Raw genomic sequence first — 22618 nt, 5'->3', positions numbered from 1 at the left:
AATTACATAAATAAGGATGGATTTTATGAACTTACAAGCTCTAGAAGAGATTATTAACAATAATGTAGAAATTATTGAAGAAGCTGCTGCTGATAATAATGCAGATAAAGATGTTGTTATTGGAATTGCAAAATTTGCTATTATTAATGGGTTTGATAAATTATCAGACCCACAAAAATATCATTTTAATAACTGTATTAGACACTTAATCGAAGATGTTCAGTGTCCTGGTTACAATCATGAATGTGAAGAAGTACCAACAGAATGTCCTAATATTTTAGATGAAGATCAGCTTGTAGAGTACTATCAAAATATAACTGAGTATTGTGAACAATGTGAGGCACAAGCTTCTGATGATGCCTATAGAAAAGCGGCATTTTTCCGTGATTGAAAGCAATATATCATAATAGAGGTTCTATAAGTTGGACGTCTTGTCCAGCTTATTATCTTTGAATTAGTTCTAATAAATTGGCTCCTTTGAATAAAGAAGTTTAGTCAATCGACTAAAAAGGAGTTACAGCATTAACCTCCTCTTGAGTTATGACATACACATTCGGTTGCTTTTTATCTCTTTTAGATTGAATCAACTATATTCATTTAATGGTTCCTCAATTACAACTGACTTATATTCGCTTAACTAGGTCTTTCTATGCTTTAATCAAAAGCTAAGGCATAATCCATAGACGGTCAATTCAATCTACAAATTATGCCCTTAGCATTTCAAGAGTCTTCTATTATGCTTCACTAGGATTATATTCTCTCAATGCCGCAATACGGTCATCAAGCGTGGGGTGTGAGCGGAATAAGTTTGCAATACTAAAGCCTTGAGTTTGCCCAGACGAAATTGCAAATGCCTTCATGCTCTCAGGCATTTGGTCTGGTCGCTGTGCAGAAGGACGCAATGCATCAAGCGCGCTGATCATTTTTTCGCGGCTGGCAAGCTTTGCTCCCATTTGATCCGCACGGAATTCACGTAAGCGTGAGAACCACATCACGATGGCAGATGCCAAAAATCCAAGCAAAATATCCATCACAATACTGGTAATAAAGTACCCAATACCTGGGCGATCACTGGTGTTTTTAAACACTGTCCGATCCACGAAGCTACCGATAATGCGCGCAAAGAACATCACAAAAGCATTTACCACCCCTTGAATAAGGGCAAGGGTTACCATATCACCGTTAGCCACATGACCAATCTCATGCGCCAATACGGCTTCCACTTCATCTTGATTCATATTCTGTAGTAGACCAGACGATACCGCCACCAGTGCCTTGTTTTTATTCCAGCCAGTCGCAAAGGCATTCGGCTGCGAATTATTAAAAATACCAACCTCAGGCATACCGATATTTACGGCTCGTGCTTGTTTGGCGACTGTATCAACTAACCATTGCTCAGTAGCGGTGCGTGGCGATTCTATGACTACCGTACCAGTGGATCTTTTAGCCATCCACTTTGATATAAATAGCGACACCATCGAGCCGACCATACCGTAGATACCACACATAACAGCAAGGCTAATGTAGTTAATACCACCTGCGCTGTGTACACCACCGATTCCAAAAAACCTCGATAGAATACCAAACACAATGCTAAATACCAAAATCACTGCTAAGTTGGTTAATAAAAATAATCCAATACGCATCATGATGCTAACTTCCTATTTACAATGTCGGTATGGCCTCGATAGACGGTTATCTAAGAGGTTTGTTTGTTATGATAGATTTTACTGTGATTTTGACTGTAATGTCAGCCAAAATAGTCTTTTATAAGTGGTGACAGAGATAGGGTGATTATTTTGGGGAATGCCGTACAATACCTGACTGGTTTTATCAGGTTAGAAAAGTAGTAGATGAGGAGTAGTGAGTTTTGACAGAATTAAAGACGGTTGGGCTATTTGCGCTTACTGCATTGGCTGAGATTGCAGGATGTTATCTGCCTTATCTTTGGCTGCGAGAAGGCAAATCAATCTGGCTGCTGATACCTGGTGCGCTGAGTTTGGTCGCGTTTGTTTGGCTGCTGTCATTACATCCGACTGCTGCGGGCAGGGTCTATGCGGCATATGGTGGTGTTTATATATGTATGGCGATTTTATGGTTGTGGACGGTCAATGGTATACGACCAACCATGTGGGATATAGTGGGTTCGGTAGTTGCGCTGTTAGGAATGGCGATTATTATGTTTGCGCCGCGCGGAGCTTAATAAAAACCTAAGCTTAATTAAAGGCAGGGCTTAGCTAAAAGCCAATGACGAACTAAAAAAATACCAATCAAACGGTTAGGTTAGATTGGTATATTGATGTATTTATTATTAATGTTTGCCTAAAATACTACCGTTGTCGTCTTTCTTGGCTTGTTTGGCAGCTTTCTTTTCTTTAGCAGTCAAAAGGGGCTTTTTCTTAACGTTCTTCTTACTATCTTGACCTTTGCTCATAATCGTTTCCTTTTTTACAGCACACTACTCATTACGCCAAGTTAAGCGAATTCAAGACAGTGTGAATACAGCTAACATAGCTGTTTACTGAATAGAGTATAGGCTTAAGCTTTAGTAATAGATAGCGCTCGCACAATTCGTCTACGATTCAAGTATCATTCAAATTCTTTATGGTTTGTGCTGAGTGTTCTTTGCGCAGAATGACGAGCAACCCTAATACGGTTAGTCCTAGTCTATCAATTGATTCGTTCAATCAATCATCGTATTAATAAGTGCTTACTTACGGATACATGGCGATTTGCTATAATGGACTATAAATCGATTCATAAACGCGGCAAACTCTTATTTATTAACATTTAGCACCATAGTGCTTACTGTTTTGGTCAAATTATTATGCGTATTCGTAAACTGTTCAAATTTGAAAATGCTCACATCGTTCGTAACTGTAGTTCTGAGCGTTGTAAGCACTCGATTCATGGCCACAGCTATCAGATTGAGCTGATTCTTGAGGCCACTCGTTTAGACCATGGGCAAATGGTTTACGACTTTGGTCTGCTAAAATCTTCCATCAAAGACATTATTGATAGCTTTGATCATGCTATTTGTTTTTGGAACAAAGATGATCCTGAGTATGTCGCAGCGTGTAAGAAATTTAGCGCACGTTGGATAAGCTTGCCAGTTTCACCATCGGCAGAGCAGTTTTCACGAGTGATATTCTTTTGGGCGCAAGAAATACTGCGCCAGACACAAATGCAAAATGGCGAAGCTGATGTCAGCGTATACTCAGTGATTGCCCATGAGACAGCGACGGGGTATGCGCAGTGCTTTGCTGATGATGTTGCAAATGATCAAATGGGTAAACTGGTCTTAGAAGATTTTGAATTCAGTGAGCAGGTTCGTGTTGAGTGGACTGACTCTGAGCTATATGCCAAGCTGATTCGCGGTGAAAGCTTTACCAATCCAACTGTGACCATGCAGGTACAGACAGAGCAGGTTCAGTCTGATGTGTGATGCTCAATCTATAGAAAATGGTAAATACTTAAAGACTCTGATACTAAACTCTGAGCAAGATACTCAATCATTGGCTGAGCAATTAGCGACATTACCACTGACAGGTAGCGTGTGGCTGGCAGGGGACTTGGGCGCTGGTAAAACGACATTGACGCGTTATTGGTTACAAGCGCTTGGTCATACAGGTGCGGTAAAAAGTCCAACCTATACCTTAGTTGAGCCTTATAGTATTCAGCGAAAAGATGGTTCGATCAAGCCAGTTTATCATGCAGATTTATATCGTCTCCAAGATCCAGAAGAACTGTCTTTTATTGGATTTGACGAGTATCTGGATGAGCCTGAAGCATTAGTCATCATCGAATGGGCTAGCCGTGCTGATAGCTATCTTCCGCCGCCCACGTTATTTATCGATATGACTCAAAGTGTAAGCGATGATAATGGCACTGAAGCTCGCCAAGTGCAGTTGAGACTGTCAAAGGCAGGTCAAGCGCAGGGCTTAGATCTATCGCAACTTATCATCTAAATGAATATCTAAATTACACCAATCGCTACCTTCCAAGAATATGACATCTATCCATGCCAGATAATCATCCTAATACCCGCATCAAAAAACTATCGCCGTTGTTAATCAATCAGTTAGCAGCAGGTGAGGTGGTGACACGTCCAGCAGCAGTTGTCAAAGAGCTACTGGAAAATGCCATCGATGCAGGCGCGACCAATATTGAGGTGCGCATCACTCAAGGCGGTATGGGTTTGATTGAAGTAGTGGATAATGGGGTGGGCATTTATCCTGATGATATGGTCATGGCCATCACTCGTCATGCGACCAGTAAGGTTGCTGACGTTGCTAATTTGCATGGTATTACGACGTTGGGTTTTCGCGGTGAAGCGTTAGCGGCGATGGCTGCTGTCTCGCGTTTGACCTTAACCAGTAGTCATGATGAGAGCGGTATCGGTCGTCAATTACAGGTCGCTGGCGTATTGGATGACACACCGAAACTTTTACCAGTTGTGCATAACCGTGGTACCACGATTGTCGTAAAAGATTTGTATTTCAATGTGCCTGCCCGCCGTGGCAATTTGAAATCTATTGCTACTGAATTCGGTCATATCGAAAACATTGTCCGAGAAGTCGCACTGGCGCGTGCCGATGTTGCTTTGACACTTTTTCATGACAATAAACAGCGGCTATCATTATCTGCAAGTGCTACGAGTATTAGTGGTAACAATGACAATAATGACAGTCGCTTACCACTGCCGCGGTTGGAACAAGCGACTGGTATGGCGTTAACAGATAATGCATTAGCAATATCGATAGATTTGTCGAGTCTGGTGCAGTCTTCTGTAGCGTACGATGATAGCAATGTTAATCAAGCAGCGATTAGTGGTTGGTTATGGCCGCTACATCATGACAAATCTGACTTACCAAAGCTGATTTATGTAAATGGTAGACTGGTAAAAGAAGCGTTGATTAGCAATCAAATACGTCAACTGGCACAAGGTGCGCAGCTAGCAGGTATGGGGTATGCACTGTATTTTGATTTACCAACCCAATGGTTAAATATCAATGTACATCCATCTAAACAACGTATCAAAATCAGTCCATTGAATAATATTATGGCGCACTTAGGCCATACAGTTCGTACGCAGTTGAAAACGATTGATGTAGCTAAGTTTGGGTCTGCATCTGCGTCCGTAGCGACGACCGAAACTGACAGTCAATACAAATCTACGGAACGGGTAAATAACAATGCTTCTGAAGGTTGTTCGTCTGAAACGCCCATCTCAAGTAGTCAGTCTAGCAATAACCAAAGGCAGAATAATCAAGTAGAATCTACTAGACAGTCTTATCAGTCTACTGCAAACCAATCACTTTCAAGTAATCCTTCATTGCAAGAGTCATTGCGATCTCATATCAATGAGCGATCAGACCAAAGTAACAACAGTAACAACAGTAACAACAACACTTCATATTATTCTGATGGAGCAGCTACTTCTGCATCTTTACCAATTTGCTTAGATATTATTAAAAACGTAGAGACTATTGGTATTGACTCAAGCACAGAGGATAGAAGTCTACCTTGGCTGTTATTTTATCACCAAGGGCAGTGTGTATTGATAAGTGCTAAAGACTGGCAGCTTAAAGTAAGCCAGTTATTTGAATCACTTACCTATAGTCAGCAAGTATTCAAAAAAGATAGGTTGCCAAACAGTGCTACTAAGATTAATCAGCAACTTATGACGGTCAATACGCAAATGTCTGCGCAAGATTCAATGGTTTTCGTGAATGATCTTGCTGAAATAATTATGAACAATGCTATTAAAGCGATAGATAGCCATCGTTTAGTAAAGCTAATGCTATCCTGAATATCTGAAAATAATTACAACATCTTAAAGCAATCAAACCCATCGTTATTTGAGTTATCCATATATTATGAAAGGCCACTTTATGCAACATTCGTCTGATAGCCTACCTCACAAATTGACGGATAACAGCGTGGTTTGTCTTATGGCACCAACTGCTAGCGGCAAGACGTCACTGGCGTACGAGCTATACGATACTGGCCGTTTTGAATTAATTTCTGTGGACTCAGCACTGATATATCGTGACATGAACATTGGCACAGCCAAGCCAACAGCGGCTGAGCTAGCGCGTTATCCACATCATTTGGTCGATATCATTGATCCTATGCAAAGCTATAGTGTGGCTGAGTTTGTCAGTGATGTTGCCCGTCTCATTGACGAATGTTATAGAAATGGCAAGATACCATTATTAGTGGGCGGTACCATGATGTATTACATGGCGCTACTCGATGGATTATCTCCTGTGCCCGATAGCGATGACAGCGTACGCGCGCGCGTAGAGCAGTGGCGTCAAGAGGAAGGTATTAGCGCTCTATATGATTATTTGGGTAGTATAGACCCTATAAGTCATGAGCGCTTGAATGCTACTGATACTCAGCGTATCACGCGAGCAATTGAAGTCTATCTACAAACAAATATTCCAATAAGTGACTGGCAGCGCAAGCCAAAGCAAGCATTGGCACATAATCCGAATCAGCAGTGGCATGCGCTATCGGTAATGCCAGATCGTTCATGGCTACATAATCGTATCGAACAACGCCTAGATATCATGTGGAATGAAGGGCTAGTAGCTGAAGTCATAGACTTACTAAAAAAGTATCCGCTCACGCCTAATATGCCGTCAATGCGCTGTGTGGGCTACAGGCAAGTACTAGAATACTTGGTGCACATTGATCATCCGATATTTGATGAGACTCATCTTGATAAAGCTCAATTTTATGAAGCTTTTAGAAAGCATACAGCTGTCAAGGAAGAAAAAGAAATCTCAGATAATGTTGTTAAGTCGGCTGCTCAACCAAACATGGCTAACCAAGAGACCGAGGCGCTTGCTTGTCAGGAAATGCAAAATAAGGCATTATATGCTACAAGACAGCTAGCAAAACGTCAGTACACGTGGCTGAGAAAGGTAATGCAACTGCCCAGTGCATCATCAAGTGGGATAGCAGACTCTGAGAGCGGGGCTGATGCTAGCAGTCGTATGATATTACAAACGTTTGAAACCATGGCCGAAGCACGAGAGTACTTGTCTTAGGGTGCAATGATAGCTAACACAATTAGTTTCAAAAATTGGCATAGATAGCTGTTATAATTTGGCTCAGTACGTTGAGCATTGTTATGATGTCTAGGTTATGAACTTTTGTAGACAGAAAGTATTAACGAAACAACTAGTTACTTAATTATTTACAATAATAACGTATTCGCGATAAAGTGGAATCACTTAAGAGCAACGAATATTTATTTAGATACGTTTTATAAAGAAAACACCTTATTGTATCTACCTTTTAGCCATTATAATTAAATTAACACTTAAAATAATTGGCACTCAAAACATAACTATATAATATTTAGGAGAGATTTCATGTCAAAAGGACAAACTTTACAAGATCCGTTCTTGAACTCGCTGCGCAAAGATCGCATTCCTGTCTCTATTTTTTTGGTAAATGGTATTAAATTACAAGGCCAAATTGAATCATTTGATCAATATGTTGTTCTCCTGAAAAACACAGTGAGCCAAATGGTATATAAACATGCCATCTCAACAGTCGTGCCAGCGCGTAACCCGCGTAGTAGTACGACGACAGGTGCAAGTGCTCAGCCGCAGAGCGCAGCACCGACTGGATATCAAGGCGGTGGCTTTGAACGTGGTAGTAACCCTGCTGCTAGTGGCTTTGAAGAACGTGGTTTTGCATCGAGTCGCAGTGGATTTAATCGCGGTGGTTTTAGCCAAGGTCAAGATCGTGGTTTTGAACGCGGTAGCTTTGGTCAAGGTCAAGAGCGCGGATTTGAGCGTGGTGGTTTTGGTCAAGATCGTGGCTTTGATGCCACGGCAGATAACACAGGCTTTGAAGATAAGCCAAACGACGGTTCTAATGATAACAATAGCTAACTAATTGCCCTAATCGAGCATGTTATCTCAAAAAACATTAAGACATGATTTATTCGTTTAAAACCTGCTGATAATAGTGGGTTTTTTTTGTATAAATAGCAGCAAGCTATTTGTCCAGTACGAAGCACTATATTAGTGTAGATTTTGTAGACCATTACTAATATGAAACATAGTGTAGTAAAATAGAGTATTGATTCATTATAAAAACAGAGCGGATCCATGAGTGATACCAAAAACAACTTAACCCATGAGCAATTTATTACTACTGCTATCGAGGCCATTAATACCGAAATATCTGCGTTAGCATTGCTAACAGAGCAGATTGACGACAGATTTGCACAAGCATGTGACATCATTCTGACTTGTAAGGGTCGAGTGGTAGTCACAGGCATGGGTAAGTCCGGATTAATTGGACGCAAGATTGCAGCAACTTTTGCCTCAACTGGTACGCCTGCTTTTTTTATGCATCCTGGTGAAGCAGGGCATGGCGACTTGGGAATGCTGGTAAAGGGTGATGTGCTGCTTGCTATTTCAAATTCAGGTGAGTCAGATGAAATCAAGATGCTATTGCCAGTGGTCAAACATCTAAATATTCCTCTCATCAGTATTAGTCGTGATAAGCGCGGTATGCTACCGCGAGCAGCTGACATTGTATTAACGCTAGGTCAATCGCAAGAGGCTTGTCCACTTAATCTAGCGCCTACCTCCAGTACGACGGCTACTTTGGCGCTCGGAGATGCATTGGCGGTGGCTTTAGTACATGCACGTAATTTCACTTCTGAAGATTTTGCATTATCGCATCCTGCTGGTGCCCTGGGTCGTCAGCTATTGACGCGTGTTGAAGATTTGATGCATACCAATTCAGAAGACTTGCCTTTGATTCATCAGCAGGCCCCATTGCAACAAGCTTTATTTACCATGTCTGCTGGTCGCTTGGGCATGACCGTAGTGACTGATGATAACAATAAGGTCGTCGGTGTGTTCACAGATGGTGACTTGCGCCGAGGGTTAGAAAAAGGTATCGATCTACAAACGCCAATGCATGAAGTAATGGTCAGTAATCCACGCCATATCAGTAAAACGATGCGTGCGTCAGATGCGCTGAGTGTCATGAATGAGAGTGGTATTAGCCAGTTATTGATTATTGATGATGAAGATCGTTTAGAAGCTATTATTACTGTACATGATTTGCTGCAAGCTGGGGTCAAATAAGGTTTGTGAGTTGCCGTTGAAATAGTTAAGCTATATAGAATAATGCTTCGAAAATAAATATTAAAAAGAGACAAATAATGCAGGACTTGATACAAAAAGCCGGACAAGTAAAATTATTGGTCATGGATGTCGATGGTATTTTATCCAATGGTCAAATTATCTATGATGCCAATGGTGTTGAGACCAAAGCGTTCTCTGTACACGATGGTGTGGGTGTTAAGTCGTTAGCACGCTACGGTATTTTGACAGCCATTATTACCGGCCGTAGTAGTGCGATGGTAGACAAGCGCGCAGCAGAAATGGGCATCAACCATGTGGTGCAAGGCCGTGATGATAAGCTTGTTGCACTAAACGAGCTGCTGTCCTCTCTAGATCCTGCCCTGAATATCACTGCTGCCGACTGTGCCTATATAGGTGATGATTTACCGGATATCAAAGCAATGCAAACAGTAGGCTTTGCGGCAACCGTACCTAACGCGCATGCTGAAGTCATCAAGCGCAGTGACATGGTAACGACTCGTGCTGGCGGTACTGGTGCAGTGCGCGAGATATGTGATCTTATTTTAAAAGGTCATGGACATTATCAAGGCTTTATCGCGCATTACACGCTTGATGAGGCGCAAACTCAGGATAAACAGTCGTGAATACACGTGTCTTAATTGTATTAGCCTTAATTATTGCTGGTATCGCGGGTTGGTTTTTTCAGCAGCAAGGCGACGTAACGCCGCCAGTCAATATTGAAACGACAGATGTCGATTATGAAGCTACCGATATCAAAGCTGTACAGACCAATGAACAAGGTGAAACCGAATACGAGCTTACCGCTGAGTCTTTGACGCATAATCCTGAGACCAATCAGGATGAAATGTCAGGCATTACCATGAATTGGGAACCATCTGCAGAGCAACGCTATCGTATTCAAGCGGGCAGTGCAGCCATTAGTCAACAGACAGGGGAGCTTAGTTTATCAGGTGGATTTACACTGGTGAGTGAAGGCAATAAGAGTACCCCTGATATTGAACCGATAAAAGTGACCGGTAGTACGCTAAAAGGTAATACGAAATCAGGCAAGGTATACAGTGACGCGCCTGTGAAAATCGAACAAGGCATGAATCGATTTGAAGCCTCTAGTATGACTGCCAATCTTGAGACGGGAGAGTATGAATTTGGCCAAGTTGCTGTTGCCTTTTCTCCATCTGAACGCCAAGACAAAGCATTATTTTAATTAAAGTATTTCTTATTTACTGTGTCAAAAAATAGCAGCTAGCATAAAGTTTGCAAATCCTACCACCTATTATGAAATGAGTTATTTATATGAAACTTAAATTTTTGCCTACTTTACGCGCATCATCACTCTGCTTGCACAAATTGCGCGCACTGCCAATGGTAATGTTATTGGCGCTACCGTTATATAGTCATGCATTGCCATCAGATTCTAATCAGCAGATTAAATTGCTAGCAGATAAAGCCACTTATAGTGAGCGTACTGGCGTGACCAGTTATGCAGGTAATGTCATTATTACTCAAGGTACGTTTAAGATGACGGCCGATAACATCACGGTCAATCTTTCTCAGCAGCGCAGCATTAACTCAGCGGTAGCAACTGGCCGTCCAGCGACTATGCAGCAAGTAGTCACGCAAGAAAAGGGCTTGGCAAAAGGGCAGGCTAATAAGATTGACTACAACGCAGTGTCTGGGATTATTACACTAACTGGCAATGCAAAACTGGTTCAAAATGGTGCAAGCTTCGCTGGTAATGTTATCCGTTATAGCCTAAAAGCAGGCGATGTTGAAGCAACTGCTGGTGGTAATCAGCGCGTTGAATTGGTATTCCCGCCTAATAACGGTACAAACCAAAGTGGCGTACGTTAATCCAAATAAACAGGCTATGAGTAAATAAGTCTGCCTTTAGCAATGCTTAAATTTTGTGAAAGTAAGAGTAAGTTATGAGCGATGATAAAAATCTAGACCTATCGGCATCAAATACCAATACGGCGCCTGTCGCTCGATTGACTATGCAAAATCTAGGCAAGCGCTATGGTAAGCGTTGGGTGGTCAAAGACGTTTCATTTTCTGTCGAACAGGGTCAAGTCGTCGGATTGTTGGGACCTAACGGTGCGGGTAAAACAACTAGCTTCTATATGGTGGTGGGACTGGTCAATATGGATAAAGGCCGTGTGACGCTAGGTAAAATGGATTTATCTAAATACGCAATGCACGAGCGTGCGCGTGCGGGTATCGGCTATCTACCACAAGAAGCATCAATCTTTCGTAAACTGTCTATCGAAGATAACATCTTAGCTATCCTACAAACTCGCACAGAATTAAGTAAAGCTGAACAGCAGCAAGAACTTGAAAAGTTGATTGGCGAGTTCCATTTAGAACATGTGCGCAAGTCTCAGGGTATGAGCGTGTCAGGCGGTGAGCGTCGTCGCTGTGAGATTGCGCGAGCATTGGCCGCTGATCCTAAGTTTATCTTATTGGATGAGCCTTTTGCAGGGGTAGATCCTATCTCTGTCGGCGATATCAAAGACGTTATTTTAACGTTAAAGAATCGCGGCATTGGCGTTTTAATCACCGATCACAATGTTCGAGATACGCTGGCTATTTGTGAAAAAGCTTATATCGTATCAGAAGGGGCTATCATTGCAGAAGGCACTTCGGCTGAAGTGTTAGAAAATGATTTAGTAAAATCTGTTTATCTAGGTAAAGACTTCCAAGTATAAGTGAGAGCGTTAAATCCCTTATCTCATACTCTATTTTATAAAATCGGTTCAGAGTAAAACAGAGCTACTAAAGTAGAGTTATGCTGGTATAGGTTTTCCTTACTTCCTATGCATTTTGCTTTCCAAACGCTGCGTAAAATTTATACCAACAGTTTTGTATTTTCTGATTAACTAATAGAGCTGGCTAAAACTATTTTATATAGAGCTTATAAGCCAGTTACTACTTATATCTACAATTAATATCTCTACAATTAACACCATCCTCTTTCAAGTACAGCTTGCAAAACCAATGGCTGGCTTATCATGAAAAATATTTTTGAATCAGCGCTTATAAAGCGTGACATTATTACCTTCATTATTCTCGATTGATCCTCTGAATAAGGCTTATAAGCTATGGCAAAAAATAAAAGCAGCTATGTCTGTCAGCATTGCGGTGCGCATTTTGGTAAATGGGCTGGACAGTGTACGGATTGCGGGGAATGGAATAGCTTGGTCGAAGCCCCAAATGTCAGCATGCCACATCACAATAAAAGCACCGCGAAGCCCAATAACGCACGAGCTGCTACTCGTGGCACCAGTGCGCCAACTGGTAACTACTCCGGTACTCACAGTGCTGTCATGCCGCTTAATGCAGTAAGTGTGACGCTCGACACGCGCCTACCAACCGGTATCAGTGAGTTTGATCGCGTACTCGGCGGTGGACTAGTGGCAGGTTCTGTGGTGTTAATCGGTGGTGATCCAGGTATTGGTAAGTCAACGATCTTGCTGCAAACAGCGACCAATATGGCACGTGCTGATTCATTGGCAGGTAGTGCGTTATACGTGACAGGTGAAGAATCACTTGCACAGGTGGCCATGCGAGCCAAACGATTAGACTTGCCTGCTGATAGACTGCGTGTACTGGCCGAAACTAACGTAGAAACCATTTGTGCTGCATTAACGCAAGAGCAGCCAGCCATCGCTATTATTGATTCTATTCAGACGATTTATACGGACGCTATCAACTCTGCACCAGGTGGTGTCAGTCAGATTAGAGAGTCTGCAGCGATTTTGACGCGCTATGCTAAGCAAACAGGTACAGCGCTATTTTTAGTAGGGCATGTAACCAAAGAAGGCACGCTAGCGGGTCCGCGAGTATTGGAGCATATGGTTGATACCGTACTTTATTTTGAAGGCCAGTCTGACTCGCGTTTTCGTATGATTCGTGCGGTCAAAAATCGCTTTGGTGCGGTTAATGAGTTGGGTATCTTTGGTATGACTGATATGGGGCTCAAAGAAGTCGCCAATCCATCAGCGATATTTTTGAGTCGTTACGATAAACCTGTTGCGGGATCTGTGGTGATGGTCAGCCGTGAAGGAACAAGACCGTTATTAGTAGAAGTGCAGGCCTTGGTCGATGATTCACAAGGTTCGCCTAGAAGAATGGCACTGGGTTTAGACTTCCAACGTTTATCCATGCTATTAGCAGTGATGCATCGCCATGGCGGGATACATACCAGTGGACAAGATGTCTACGTCAACGTCGTTGGTGGCGTCAAAGTCATAGAGACAGGATCTGATTTGGCCGTACTGTTGGCTTGTGCTTCAAGTATTAAAGAGAGAGCGCTACCATCTTCATTAGCAGTATTCGGCGAAGTCGGTCTATCGGGCGAGATTCGCCCAGTACCTAATGGACAAGAGCGCTTGAAAGAAGCGATGAAACATGGGTTTAAGCATGCCATCATTCCAAAGGCCAATGCACCTGCTAAAGATGCGCCTCAGTTTAAAGGTATCAATGTGATTGCTGTTGAGCGACTCGATGATGCTATTGAAAGCGCATTTGAGTTATAAAGTACATAGGACTAATAGTACTTTGTTTTGAGTGGTTTAGTCGCTACTATTAGCATAGAGCGATAAATATGAACCATAAAAAAAGCCTAACTAATCATTAGTTAGGCTTTTTTTGCTATATAGGCTAGTAATATTATTGGTCTTTAAAACCGAGACTTAAAATTAAGGTCCTGCAACGCGCTCGATAGCAACGTTACCCACGCCTTTGCTTGTAATACCAAGTTTTTTGGCAGCACCATAAGATAAATCTAATACACGGTTACCATGGAATGGGCCGCGATCGTTCACTTTTACTACGACACTTTTGCCATTAGTCTTGTTAGTAACTTTGACATAGCAGTTTAGCGGCAATGAGCGATGCGCTGCAGTTAAACCGTTCATATCGAAAGTTTCGCCACTGGCAGTCTTGCGACCATGAAACTTACGACCATACCAAGACGCAAGTCCAGTCTGCTTAAATTTGCTGACAGAGTTAGAGGCGACAGCTGTTAGGCGCTCTAGTACGTCTTCATCATTGGTAACTTGTGTCGTATCACTGGCTAATAATGAGCTGCTAAGCGCCAATGAAGTCGGCTGACGGGCTGACTTTACCAAACTTGATGCACCATCATGTTGACGGCTTAATTCACCAAGTACGCGGTCAATGTGGGAGGCGTTATCTTGCGAAATCATAGCAAGTGTGGTCTTTGCTTCTACAGCATTCGCATTGGTAGCGACTGCAGAGCCTGCAAACAACATTGCTGAAACTGTAAGTAAACCAGATAAACGCTTGTTCATAAATACCTCTATAACTTATACATCAAAACCTAACTCTAAATATTTTAGATTGAGCATGGCATTAATCTGTTGTTTTCATATTGATTAAGGAATGGCTCTTATAGATATTAATATATGGTAATTTTTCATTTCATTATCATCAGTGTTTAGCAGAAATAGAGCTAAAGTGACTGAAGATACGCTTAAATGATAGTTAGCGATAAACATTGAATACACAGTGCAAACTGAGTAGTAATGTCACTATATGTCGTATTTACATTATGTGTGATCTACAAACTTCTTTAAAAGGCTACATTAGTAAAAAGTCTAGAAGACATCGCGTGTCGCTTTGTTATCAAACCGTTAATTAAGTAGTGCATTTGAAAGTCTGAAATCTACAAGATGCTAACTATACGGCTACGCTACAACCTAAATATATTTAAATGCAAAGTTTATTAGTAGCTATGTACGGGTTATGTATCAAAGTACAGTAAAACGAGGTTAACGCAATTTTTTGTAAAAAACAAGGAATAAAATATTTCCGCATCTATCATCAAGAGATGAGCAATGGAAATAGTTGTTAAGTAATAGTAGATTTTATGGGAGCAATAACGAAATAGTAAGACTAACTTGTAAATTTAATAGTTATAAGAATAAGTATAGGTCATATAAAAATGACGAGTATTAAAAAAGAATAGTATTAAGATCAGAGTCTTTCTGAATGCTATTCTTTTTTAGGAGCACTCGCATTATAGACAAGGAAACACAATTGATTTGGCAACAATAAAAAATCGATGACATTATTTATTACAAAAGTAAGTAATATAAAGAATTTTTGATATCAGTTAGCCAGATTTATGTGTATGGATAGACATGAGCAAGCCAAATCCTGCCATCAGAGTCACGATAGCCGTACCACCATAACTAATGAATGGTAGTGGAACACCTACGACAGGCAAAATGCCGCCAACCATGCCGACATTGACGAATATATAAACAAAGAAAGACATAGCGATAGCACCAGCCAACAATCTGCTATAAACATCAGGATGGGTGAAGGCGATGTATAAGGCGCGTGATAAAAGGCAGAAATAAATGAACATCAGTAGCATCACGCCGAGCAAACCAAACTCTTCGGAGAAGGCGGCAATAATAAAGTCAGTATGGCCTTCTGGTAGAAAATGTAGGTGTGATTGCGTGCCTTCCAGATAGCCTTTTCCAGTAAGACCACCAGAACCAATGGCTGTCTTCGATTGAATGATGTTCCACCCAGCACCTTGTACATCTGCTTCAGGATTAAGGAGTGTCAATACCCGTGTACGCTGATAGTCGTGGAGTAAAAAGTTCCAAGCAAATGCTATAAACGGTACAGCTAAAATTACAGCAGCAGAAATCAATCGCCATGAAAGGCCTGCTAAGAAAAGCACAAATATGCCGCTAGCAGCGACCAGTAATGATGTACCAAGATCAGGCTCTTTAGCAATTAATAGCACCGGTACAATGATCAATGCCAAGGTAATAGCAATGCTAGACGCTGACGGTGGCAAATCACGCTTAGACAAAAACCAAGCACACATCATTGGCATGCCGAGCTTCATAAACTCTGAAGGCTGCACACTACCGAACCCAGGCAAATTGATCCAGCGCTGAGCACCCATACGTACTTCACCGATAATATCTACCAATACTAATAATATAAGTCCTAAGACATAAAATATAGGCGTGAAAGTACGATAGAGACTGGGCGGTATCTGTGCCATGGTAAACATCACAGCGAATGCCACACCGTAACTGACCATTTGGCGAATGACCATACCAATATCTTGACTTGCGGCACTGTATAGAATCGTCAGACCAATACAACAAACCGTCAATAACAGTAAAGTTAACCATGGGTCAATATGAATACGTTGCCATAATGTTGGTGCATGACCTTGCCCCAAATGATGGCTCTGACGTGAAAAACGATATTGCGGGTTAGAAGACATAGGCAGAATTTGGCTAACAATTGGTGTAGGAGGGAAGTACTAACTAAATTATCTCATTATAAATAATGATGAGAAGCATACTTAAAAGTACCGACTCTAATAGAAGTATGAGAGTAATCAACGACTAGATAACTCACAAGTAAGTAATAAAGTCACTCTATTATAAAAGTTGTAAGGATAAGTGTTAATTATCAATATTGGACTTCAAATTAGAAGCGATAGTTTAGCCTGCTTGTTGAAAATTTGATAGTATCGATAAAACGTTTTTAGCGGTAGTTTCTTGCAATGATAAAATCAAAAATCCATGCGTATAGGCAAATTTGCCAACCTATTATCACCCTTATCCTGTGTGCTGGCAGTGTCAGTGCTCATGCCGTTATTATCAGTGACGATAGTGAACGCCGTATTCAAATACGTCAAAGTAGTGGTACAAGCAATAACAGTAATGCGTATATAACACCTTCTACCAACAGCTCAAATCAGCGTTCTGGTGTCACCATGTTAAGTGGTGCGAGTGCATCAAATGGCGACAGTATGCAAAACTTGATTGTACAAAAACAGCGGGATTTCGAGATTGATGCTAGGTTGTCCATTGAAGAAAACAAACGTGTAAATGTAGTGAGACGCGGTACTACTTATAGTACAGCAAACAACACCTATAATGGTGCTTATAACGATTCTATGAGTATGGACTTTAACGCATGGTTAAATAGCAATAGCTATCGTGTCAGACAAGTAGCAGAGTATGAGCGTTATCTCAGTTCACGAGTCGGGTCACAGAATGTACCACCATTGTCTCAACTGCTGACGACTGCCCGTAGTTGGAGCAAATGCGGGTATGAGCCGTATCAACTGCCGCCTCAGGAGTTATGGTCTAATATTGTACCAACATTGCGCCTTTATAGTGAATTGAAAAACCAAGGTATTTTACCACTCAGCAGTGAGATACGTTCGGTATATCGTAATCCAGGTTTGAATGATTGTGCAGGTGGGGCAGACGGTAGTAAGCATATGAATGCGAGCGCTATCGATATCTGGGTGCCTGAATACGAAGACAATTTATGGCGCTTGAGTACCATGCATGATGGATTGTGTCAATTTTGGCAATATCAGGGACAGTCTTATAATTTTGGTCTAGGTTTATATGCAACAGGGGCTATTCATTTAGATACTGATGGCTACCGTAAGTGGGGGTTTAATCACGCTAGTAGCTCTTCCTCATGCCGCTATTAGATTGATCGTTGGCAGTGAGATGATATTATGAATGTGCGTTGATTATGATAAAACAAAGAATGAGTACATACTTTCTAATCTCTCTAGTTACTGAAAGCTACTAATTTTGCAATTTTTAAGTAATGCGAATGAGTTATACGCATAAGTTCACTGAAAATTTGTTTGGAATCAAAAGAATATGCTTTAATGATATATATTTATTGTCCGTATTTATATCATTATAGTCTATAAATAAAAAGACCCCGTTTACTTTAAGCGAAAATTATGAAAAAGCAGCACTCAACAATAGAAAACTATCATAAGTTAAATAGCGATAAGCAGCGCTTTTTGCACTCGAACTATAAGTATGGCGCTTTATTTATTTCTGCACTTGTAGCCGTGCTGATTATTAGCGCTTGTAGTACAGAGATGTCTTTTGAAAATAGTATTTTGATGACAGATGAGCCTGCTATAGAATCTGATAGACATATACAAAGTTCTAAAGAAATAGAAGATGGCATTAAGAACTCTTACGCTCGTTTAGCATCTAAGCGCTCTGATGTCTGTCCCAAACTGATTCAAGAAGAGAAAGGTAGTCAGGTTATTGAGCGCATATCAGAAGTCATGATAAATGATTACTGTGATTATTTTCTATATCCGCGAGAGGGTCAGAGTCTTTCCGTACAAGTAGATGATCGCCAAATAGAAGCGCTATTAATTGTGCCAACATTACATAATTTCGCCAACGGTAATTATGAAGTGACGTCTTATGATAAGCATATTATCCGTTTAAGCTATAATGGGGCTACTCATAAACCTGAGCATTTTGTCTATGATGTTGCGTTGAGTATCTCTGAGGCCAAGTATTCCTAATACTAAGCATTTGGAATGTTCTGCTTCTTATTTAAAGATTACAGTAGTTCAAATATTAAAGTAGAAATTATGAGTAGTACTCTTTACCACTCATAACACGTCCACTTGGTTAATAAGTTTTATCCTTTTCACACTACTTGCCAGTTAATTATTTCTTACTGGTTTTCTTTACAGTTTTCTTGTCTTTCCAAGGGTCTTCTTGCCCAACCGTAACTATCAAAAAGTTATCAGGCTTTAGCGTATCTCGCATGGTTTGATTGACCTCTGAAAGTGTGACTTGATCGATGCGATTGGTATAGTCAGCTAAGTAATTATTCGGTAATTGGTAAAAGTTCATCATTCCGAGTAAGCCATTAATACCTGCATTGCTTGCAAATCCCATCGGAAAGCTGTTTTTAAGATTATCTGTAGTTAAGTGCATCTCCTCATTGGTGATACCCTTGTCCAGCGTTTCGTTGATAACCGCTAAGCTTGCATCAATGGCCGCACGCGCCTTGTCATTACGTGTCGAAAAACCAATCTGATAGGGACCTCGAGAGAGCATTGGATTCATCGATCCCGAAATTCCATAAGTATAGCCAAGGTTTTGTCTCACCTCCGTCATTAGCCGCGCATTAAAATCACTGCCTGCCATAACTTCGTTTCCAACAGCAAAGTTGGTTTGCTGTTGCTGTGCTATTGGGTCGGTTGCCCGTTTGCTACCCAGTTGTCCCATAAGGACAGTGGTTTGAGTGCTTGGGAATGGAATATGAACGTGCTGTGCTTTAGTCAGCGGTTTTGGCTCAGGTAAGTCAGTGGCAGCTTGGCCAGTAGGCAATTTAGCAGTGATGTTTTCTGCCAGTTTTTTTGCTTGTTCTAATGTCAGGTTACCTGTCATAGCAACAGACGCGTTTGCTGCTACCAGATATTTGTTCTTAAAGTCTACCAGTTGTTGTTTCTCAATCGTAGGCACGCTTTCTAGCGTGCCTACTGATGGATGCGCGTAAGGGTGAGTACCGTACAAAGCATCATTGAAAGCGATACTTGCTAGGCTATTGGGATCTTGTTTTTGTTGCTGCAGGCCTACCAACAGTCTTGCTTTATTGCGTGCTAGAACTTGCTCGTCAAACGTAGGCTCACTTACCATCTGTGTCATTAAGTCAATGGCTGGCAGGAGGTGCTTGTCATCGGATAAGCTACGCAGTGAAACGATAAACATATCTTTATACGCGCTACTGCTTAGATTGATGCCCAATGTTTCCACTGCACGTGTAAATGCGTTTTCATCTAGACTTTTTGAGCCCTGTTCGAGCATCGTCGCTGTCATATTAGCAATACCAAAACCTTCTTTTTTGATACTACCATCACGCGCGCTACCAGCATTAAAACGCAAATCAACATCGACAATTGGCAAGGTAGTCGTTTGTACAAACATAACAGGTACGCCAGACTTGGTCTTAAACTGTTGAATGGTCGGTACGGTGACTTTTAAAGGTTTGTCATCGTCTAAACTGGTCAGTTTAGATAGAGCCGCAATTGGCGCACTTGCATCGACTGCAGCAGGTGCCCGGTAATCTTCAGCAGCTGTTGCATCTGCCTGCGCGGGAGTAGCCAAGATACCAAAAGCAAAAATTACGCTAGCACTGAGGTAGGCTCGCTTTTTAGATGCGATAGTGCTTCTTATAGAGGGTGAAGTAATATTAAAAGCTTGTTGTCTGACTTTATAGTCGTATTTATTCTGAATCATGAGTTTCTTCTTATTAAGAATACGGTGTTATGGCCATTTTTATGAGACGTTTGATAATAGGTAGCTACTATTTTGCTGGAGTTTTATTATCTTTAGGTGGCACGACATGCATCACCGTTAAGTTGTCTTTGACCAAATACTTTTTACTAGCAGCCTGAATGTCAGCCACACTGATACCGTCGAGCTTAGTTGGCAGTTTAGCAAGCAGTCTGTCATCTAGACCGATAGATTGTAACGAGCCTATCATACGTGCTTGTCCTTCCATGCTGTCTTGCGCATAGATCAAACCAGTAACCGTATTGGTCTTGGCACGACTGATTTCGTCATCGGCAATAGGATCGGTTTTTAACTTTTCTATTTCTGAGGTTATGGCTTGTTGTGCTTGCTCTAAGCTAACGCCTTCACGCGGTGTTGCTTGAATCAAAAACAGCCCATCACCGCGATCTAGCAAGTCGTAAGAAGTACCAACCGTCGTCAATATACCTTGCTCACGTATCAATCGACTTTCTAAGCGTGCAGATAAGCCGCCATCGAGCACATCTTGCGCAAGTGACAGGGCATAAGCTTGTTTTTCATTGTTTGAGCCTGCCGTGGCAAGGCTTGGCACGTTGTAACCCATCAGTAGAACGGGCACTTGAACGGCTTGCTCAGAGTCTACCTTTTGATAACCACGGAAGCCTTTTTGAGTTACAGAGGTACGTTTGGGTAGGTTGCTTTTTTCTAAATCACCAAAGTAACGCTTGACTTGAGTAAGTACTTCTTGTGGTTGCACGTCGCCGACGATGACTAATGTCGCATTATTTGGTGCATACCATGTCTTATACCAGTCTTTTAAATCTGAAAGTTTAATCGATTCTAGCTCGTTCATAGGCCCAATGACAGATTCGCCTTTTGGGCTGTCAGGTAAGGCCAGCAGACGAAATGACTCATACGCTTTGGCAAGCGGATTGTCATCAGTACGTTGGCGGCGCTCTTCCATGACCACTTGATGCTCTTTGGCAAATTCTTTGCCATCGAATATAAGGTTTTTCATGCGATCTGCTTCAAGCTCCAGCGCTAACGGCATACGATTGGCAGGGAATAGCTCGTAGTATCCTGTATAGTCATAACTGGTAAAGGCATTGTTGACGCCGCCAAACTTAGCAATTAGCCGCTCATAATCATCACTAGAGACATTGGTCGTGCCCTTAAACATCATGTGCTCGAGTAAATGAGAGATACCACCTTTATCAAGAGGCTCATCTGCCGAGCCCACTCGGTACCAGATTTGTGTCATAGCGATTGGGGCACGGTGGTCTTCTTTTATGACGACTTTTAGACCATTTTCTAATTGGTATTCATGTCGACCTGACATGTCCATTGTCAACTCAGACGGCTTTGTGTCTTTGCTCGTTTTATTCTCATCTGATATGTTTTGAGCCAAGCTATCTGTTGTGATTGAGCTTGTCGCGGTTGCAGAATTAGTAGGCATCGTGTTGGTTTGACACGCAGTAAGTGACGCTGCTACTGCTAAGGCACAAGCCATGCGTAATGGCGCAGCTGCTATAGGTAAAGACAATGGCATGGTATGGTCTACTTATATAGAATAATAATAGAAGAATTAAATGCTAATCATAGTGATAGAAGACATTACAAAGAAGTCTGAGCACCAACCATAACGCTAGCAGTCGGTCTAAACTCTTGCGTCGTGGTGCAACCTGTCACCAATATAGTCGTCGTTAATAAAGCAGCCACACTGATGCTGCTGATTTTTTTGTAGTGCTTAGAGAGTAATGACATAACGGATTCCTAATAAGTATTTATCGAATAAGTCTTGGTAGAGTAGGCGAAGTCTGACAAGTAACAGGTCAGAATTTTGTGTCCAAACCTTAAGCAAAACTTTCTCAAATCATCGAGTGATTTTTTAAACAGATAAATTTTGACGATAGTCTAATAGGGTAAGGGCTGAGCATGACTTGAATTATGCTAAAATAGGTCAAAACTAGATATTATGTCGCTCGTAGCCAGATGACAATATGCAAATCCATTAACAATAAACAAATAATTAATCGTGATAACTTTTAGGGCAAACTTATGAACAACCCAAACAATAGCAACCGCGTAGTCATTAACCTTGATGCTGGTCTTGACGACTTAGATGACGATGATATTACCTTACCCAGTCTACCAGTGCAATCTGTGCCCATTATTGATGAGACAGAGAGTATTGCGCCACAAAAGGACAGTACGGTAAACCAGGACGTCTCTAGCAATGATGCTGCAGAAAATATTGCTTTGGCGACGCCAATTGTCATGACAGAAGAGCATAATGTCCCTAAAGGTAATTCTGAAAGCTTTTCAAGCGCTAAAGAGACAGCCGCCGCTACAAGTCAAACTAAT

Annotated in this window: 21 protein-coding genes and 1 pseudogene; 15 read left to right on the top strand and 7 right to left on the bottom strand. The window is 41.5% G+C overall.

What is annotated here, in order from left to right:
- The first annotated feature begins 25 nt into the window (after positions 1-25).
- The gene (locus DXK30_RS01265; protein ID WP_114700113.1) at positions 26-391 is read left to right on the top strand and encodes a hypothetical protein; all 366 of its coding nucleotides are present in this window, start codon (positions 26-28) and stop codon (positions 389-391) included.
- A gap of 343 nt (positions 392-734) precedes the next feature.
- On the opposite strand, the gene htpX is transcribed toward DXK30_RS01265, so the two are convergent.
- A complete protein-coding gene (gene htpX / locus DXK30_RS01260; RefSeq protein WP_114700112.1) occupies positions 735-1649 on the bottom strand; it encodes a protease HtpX in 915 nt (304 codons plus the stop codon).
- Between the two features lie 221 nt (positions 1650-1870).
- Between htpX and DXK30_RS01255 the strand changes: the two genes are divergently transcribed.
- Positions 1871-2203 carry a YnfA family protein gene (locus DXK30_RS01255; protein WP_057760460.1) on the top strand — a complete coding sequence of 111 codons (333 nt, stop codon included), beginning with the start codon at positions 1871-1873 and terminating at the stop codon, positions 2201-2203.
- A 108-nt stretch (positions 2204-2311) separates the two neighbouring features.
- Here the strand turns inward: DXK30_RS01255 and DXK30_RS12865 are convergent, their stop codons facing one another.
- Entirely contained in the window at positions 2312-2434 is a 123-nt protein-coding gene (locus tag DXK30_RS12865) for a hypothetical protein (protein WP_021815223.1), read from the bottom strand.
- Between the two features lie 393 nt (positions 2435-2827).
- On the opposite strand from DXK30_RS12865, the gene DXK30_RS01250 reads away from it, so the two are divergent.
- From DXK30_RS01250 to radA, 11 genes are all read left to right on the top strand, one after another.
- The gene (locus tag DXK30_RS01250) at positions 2828-3445 is read left to right on the top strand and encodes a 6-pyruvoyl trahydropterin synthase family protein (RefSeq protein WP_114700111.1); all 618 of its coding nucleotides are present in this window, start codon (positions 2828-2830) and stop codon (positions 3443-3445) included.
- The gene (gene tsaE, locus DXK30_RS01245; RefSeq protein ID WP_114700110.1) at positions 3438-3968 is read left to right on the top strand and encodes a tRNA (adenosine(37)-N6)-threonylcarbamoyltransferase complex ATPase subunit type 1 TsaE; all 531 of its coding nucleotides are present in this window, start codon (positions 3438-3440) and stop codon (positions 3966-3968) included. The genes DXK30_RS01250 and tsaE overlap by 8 nt, the downstream gene beginning before the upstream one ends.
- Positions 3969-4021: 53 nt before the next feature.
- Positions 4022-5812: a DNA mismatch repair endonuclease MutL gene (mutL, locus tag DXK30_RS01240; RefSeq protein ID WP_114700109.1), complete on the top strand. Its 1791-nt coding sequence runs from the start codon at positions 4022-4024 to the stop codon at positions 5810-5812.
- Between the two features lie 82 nt (positions 5813-5894).
- Positions 5895-7061, top strand: coding sequence for a tRNA (adenosine(37)-N6)-dimethylallyltransferase MiaA (gene miaA, locus DXK30_RS01235; protein ID WP_114700108.1), 1167 nt, complete (start codon positions 5895-5897; stop codon positions 7059-7061).
- Between the two features lie 327 nt (positions 7062-7388).
- Positions 7389-7916: an RNA chaperone Hfq gene (hfq, locus tag DXK30_RS01230; protein ID WP_114700107.1), complete on the top strand. Its 528-nt coding sequence runs from the start codon at positions 7389-7391 to the stop codon at positions 7914-7916.
- Positions 7917-8135: 219 nt separating this feature from the next.
- Entirely contained in the window at positions 8136-9128 is a 993-nt protein-coding gene (locus DXK30_RS01225) for a KpsF/GutQ family sugar-phosphate isomerase (protein WP_114700106.1), read from the top strand.
- 77 nt (positions 9129-9205) lie between these two features.
- Positions 9206-9772, top strand: a complete 567-nt coding sequence (locus tag DXK30_RS01220; RefSeq protein ID WP_114700105.1) for a KdsC family phosphatase — start codon at positions 9206-9208, stop codon at positions 9770-9772.
- Positions 9769-10353 carry an LPS export ABC transporter periplasmic protein LptC gene (lptC, locus tag DXK30_RS01215; RefSeq protein WP_057760443.1) on the top strand — a complete coding sequence of 195 codons (585 nt, stop codon included), beginning with the start codon at positions 9769-9771 and terminating at the stop codon, positions 10351-10353. The genes DXK30_RS01220 and lptC overlap by 4 nt, the downstream gene beginning before the upstream one ends.
- Positions 10354-10442: 89 nt before the next feature.
- The gene (lptA, locus tag DXK30_RS01210; RefSeq protein WP_057760441.1) at positions 10443-11000 is read left to right on the top strand and encodes a lipopolysaccharide transport periplasmic protein LptA; all 558 of its coding nucleotides are present in this window, start codon (positions 10443-10445) and stop codon (positions 10998-11000) included.
- Positions 11001-11143: 143 nt separating this feature from the next.
- Positions 11144-11854, top strand: coding sequence for an LPS export ABC transporter ATP-binding protein (gene lptB / locus DXK30_RS01205; protein WP_379544987.1), 711 nt, complete (start codon positions 11144-11146; stop codon positions 11852-11854).
- 393 nt (positions 11855-12247) lie between these two features.
- Positions 12248-13684 carry a DNA repair protein RadA gene (gene radA, locus DXK30_RS01200; protein WP_114700104.1) on the top strand — a complete coding sequence of 479 codons (1437 nt, stop codon included), beginning with the start codon at positions 12248-12250 and terminating at the stop codon, positions 13682-13684.
- Between the two features lie 162 nt (positions 13685-13846).
- Here radA and DXK30_RS12915 read toward each other — a convergent pair.
- Positions 13847-14188, bottom strand: a pseudogene (locus tag DXK30_RS12915) (septal ring lytic transglycosylase RlpA family protein); the annotation flags it as partial.
- A gap of 1097 nt (positions 14189-15285) precedes the next feature.
- Positions 15286-16428: a rod shape-determining protein RodA gene (gene rodA, locus DXK30_RS01190; protein ID WP_057760433.1), complete on the bottom strand. Its 1143-nt coding sequence runs from the start codon at positions 16426-16428 to the stop codon at positions 15286-15288.
- A 285-nt stretch (positions 16429-16713) separates the two neighbouring features.
- On the opposite strand from rodA, the gene DXK30_RS01185 reads away from it, so the two are divergent.
- Together DXK30_RS01185 and DXK30_RS01180 are read left to right on the top strand one after the other, a co-directional pair.
- Complete coding sequence (locus tag DXK30_RS01185) at positions 16714-17661, top strand: D-Ala-D-Ala carboxypeptidase family metallohydrolase (RefSeq protein ID WP_114700102.1); 948 nt, start codon at positions 16714-16716, stop codon at positions 17659-17661.
- Between the two features lie 264 nt (positions 17662-17925).
- The gene (locus DXK30_RS01180) at positions 17926-18513 is read left to right on the top strand and encodes a hypothetical protein (protein WP_114700101.1); all 588 of its coding nucleotides are present in this window, start codon (positions 17926-17928) and stop codon (positions 18511-18513) included.
- Between the two features lie 148 nt (positions 18514-18661).
- Here DXK30_RS01180 and DXK30_RS01175 read toward each other — a convergent pair whose 3' ends face one another.
- The 3 genes from DXK30_RS01175 to DXK30_RS12695 all read right to left on the bottom strand — a co-directional run bounded on the left by DXK30_RS01175 (position 18662) and on the right by DXK30_RS12695 (position 22018).
- Positions 18662-20239, bottom strand: a complete 1578-nt coding sequence (locus DXK30_RS01175) for a M16 family metallopeptidase (RefSeq protein WP_114700100.1) — start codon at positions 20237-20239, stop codon at positions 18662-18664.
- A 67-nt stretch (positions 20240-20306) separates the two neighbouring features.
- Positions 20307-21803, bottom strand: a complete 1497-nt coding sequence (locus DXK30_RS01170; protein WP_114700099.1) for a M16 family metallopeptidase — start codon at positions 21801-21803, stop codon at positions 20307-20309.
- A gap of 65 nt (positions 21804-21868) precedes the next feature.
- The gene (locus DXK30_RS12695) at positions 21869-22018 is read right to left on the bottom strand and encodes a hypothetical protein (RefSeq protein ID WP_162799499.1); all 150 of its coding nucleotides are present in this window, start codon (positions 22016-22018) and stop codon (positions 21869-21871) included.
- Positions 22019-22618 lie beyond the last annotated feature (600 nt).

Origin of the sequence: Psychrobacter proteolyticus, from assembly GCF_003350005.1 — a bacterium.
Lineage (GTDB): Bacteria > Pseudomonadota > Gammaproteobacteria > Pseudomonadales > Moraxellaceae > Psychrobacter > Psychrobacter proteolyticus.
This window is presented reverse-complemented; position numbering and strand designations above follow the sequence as displayed.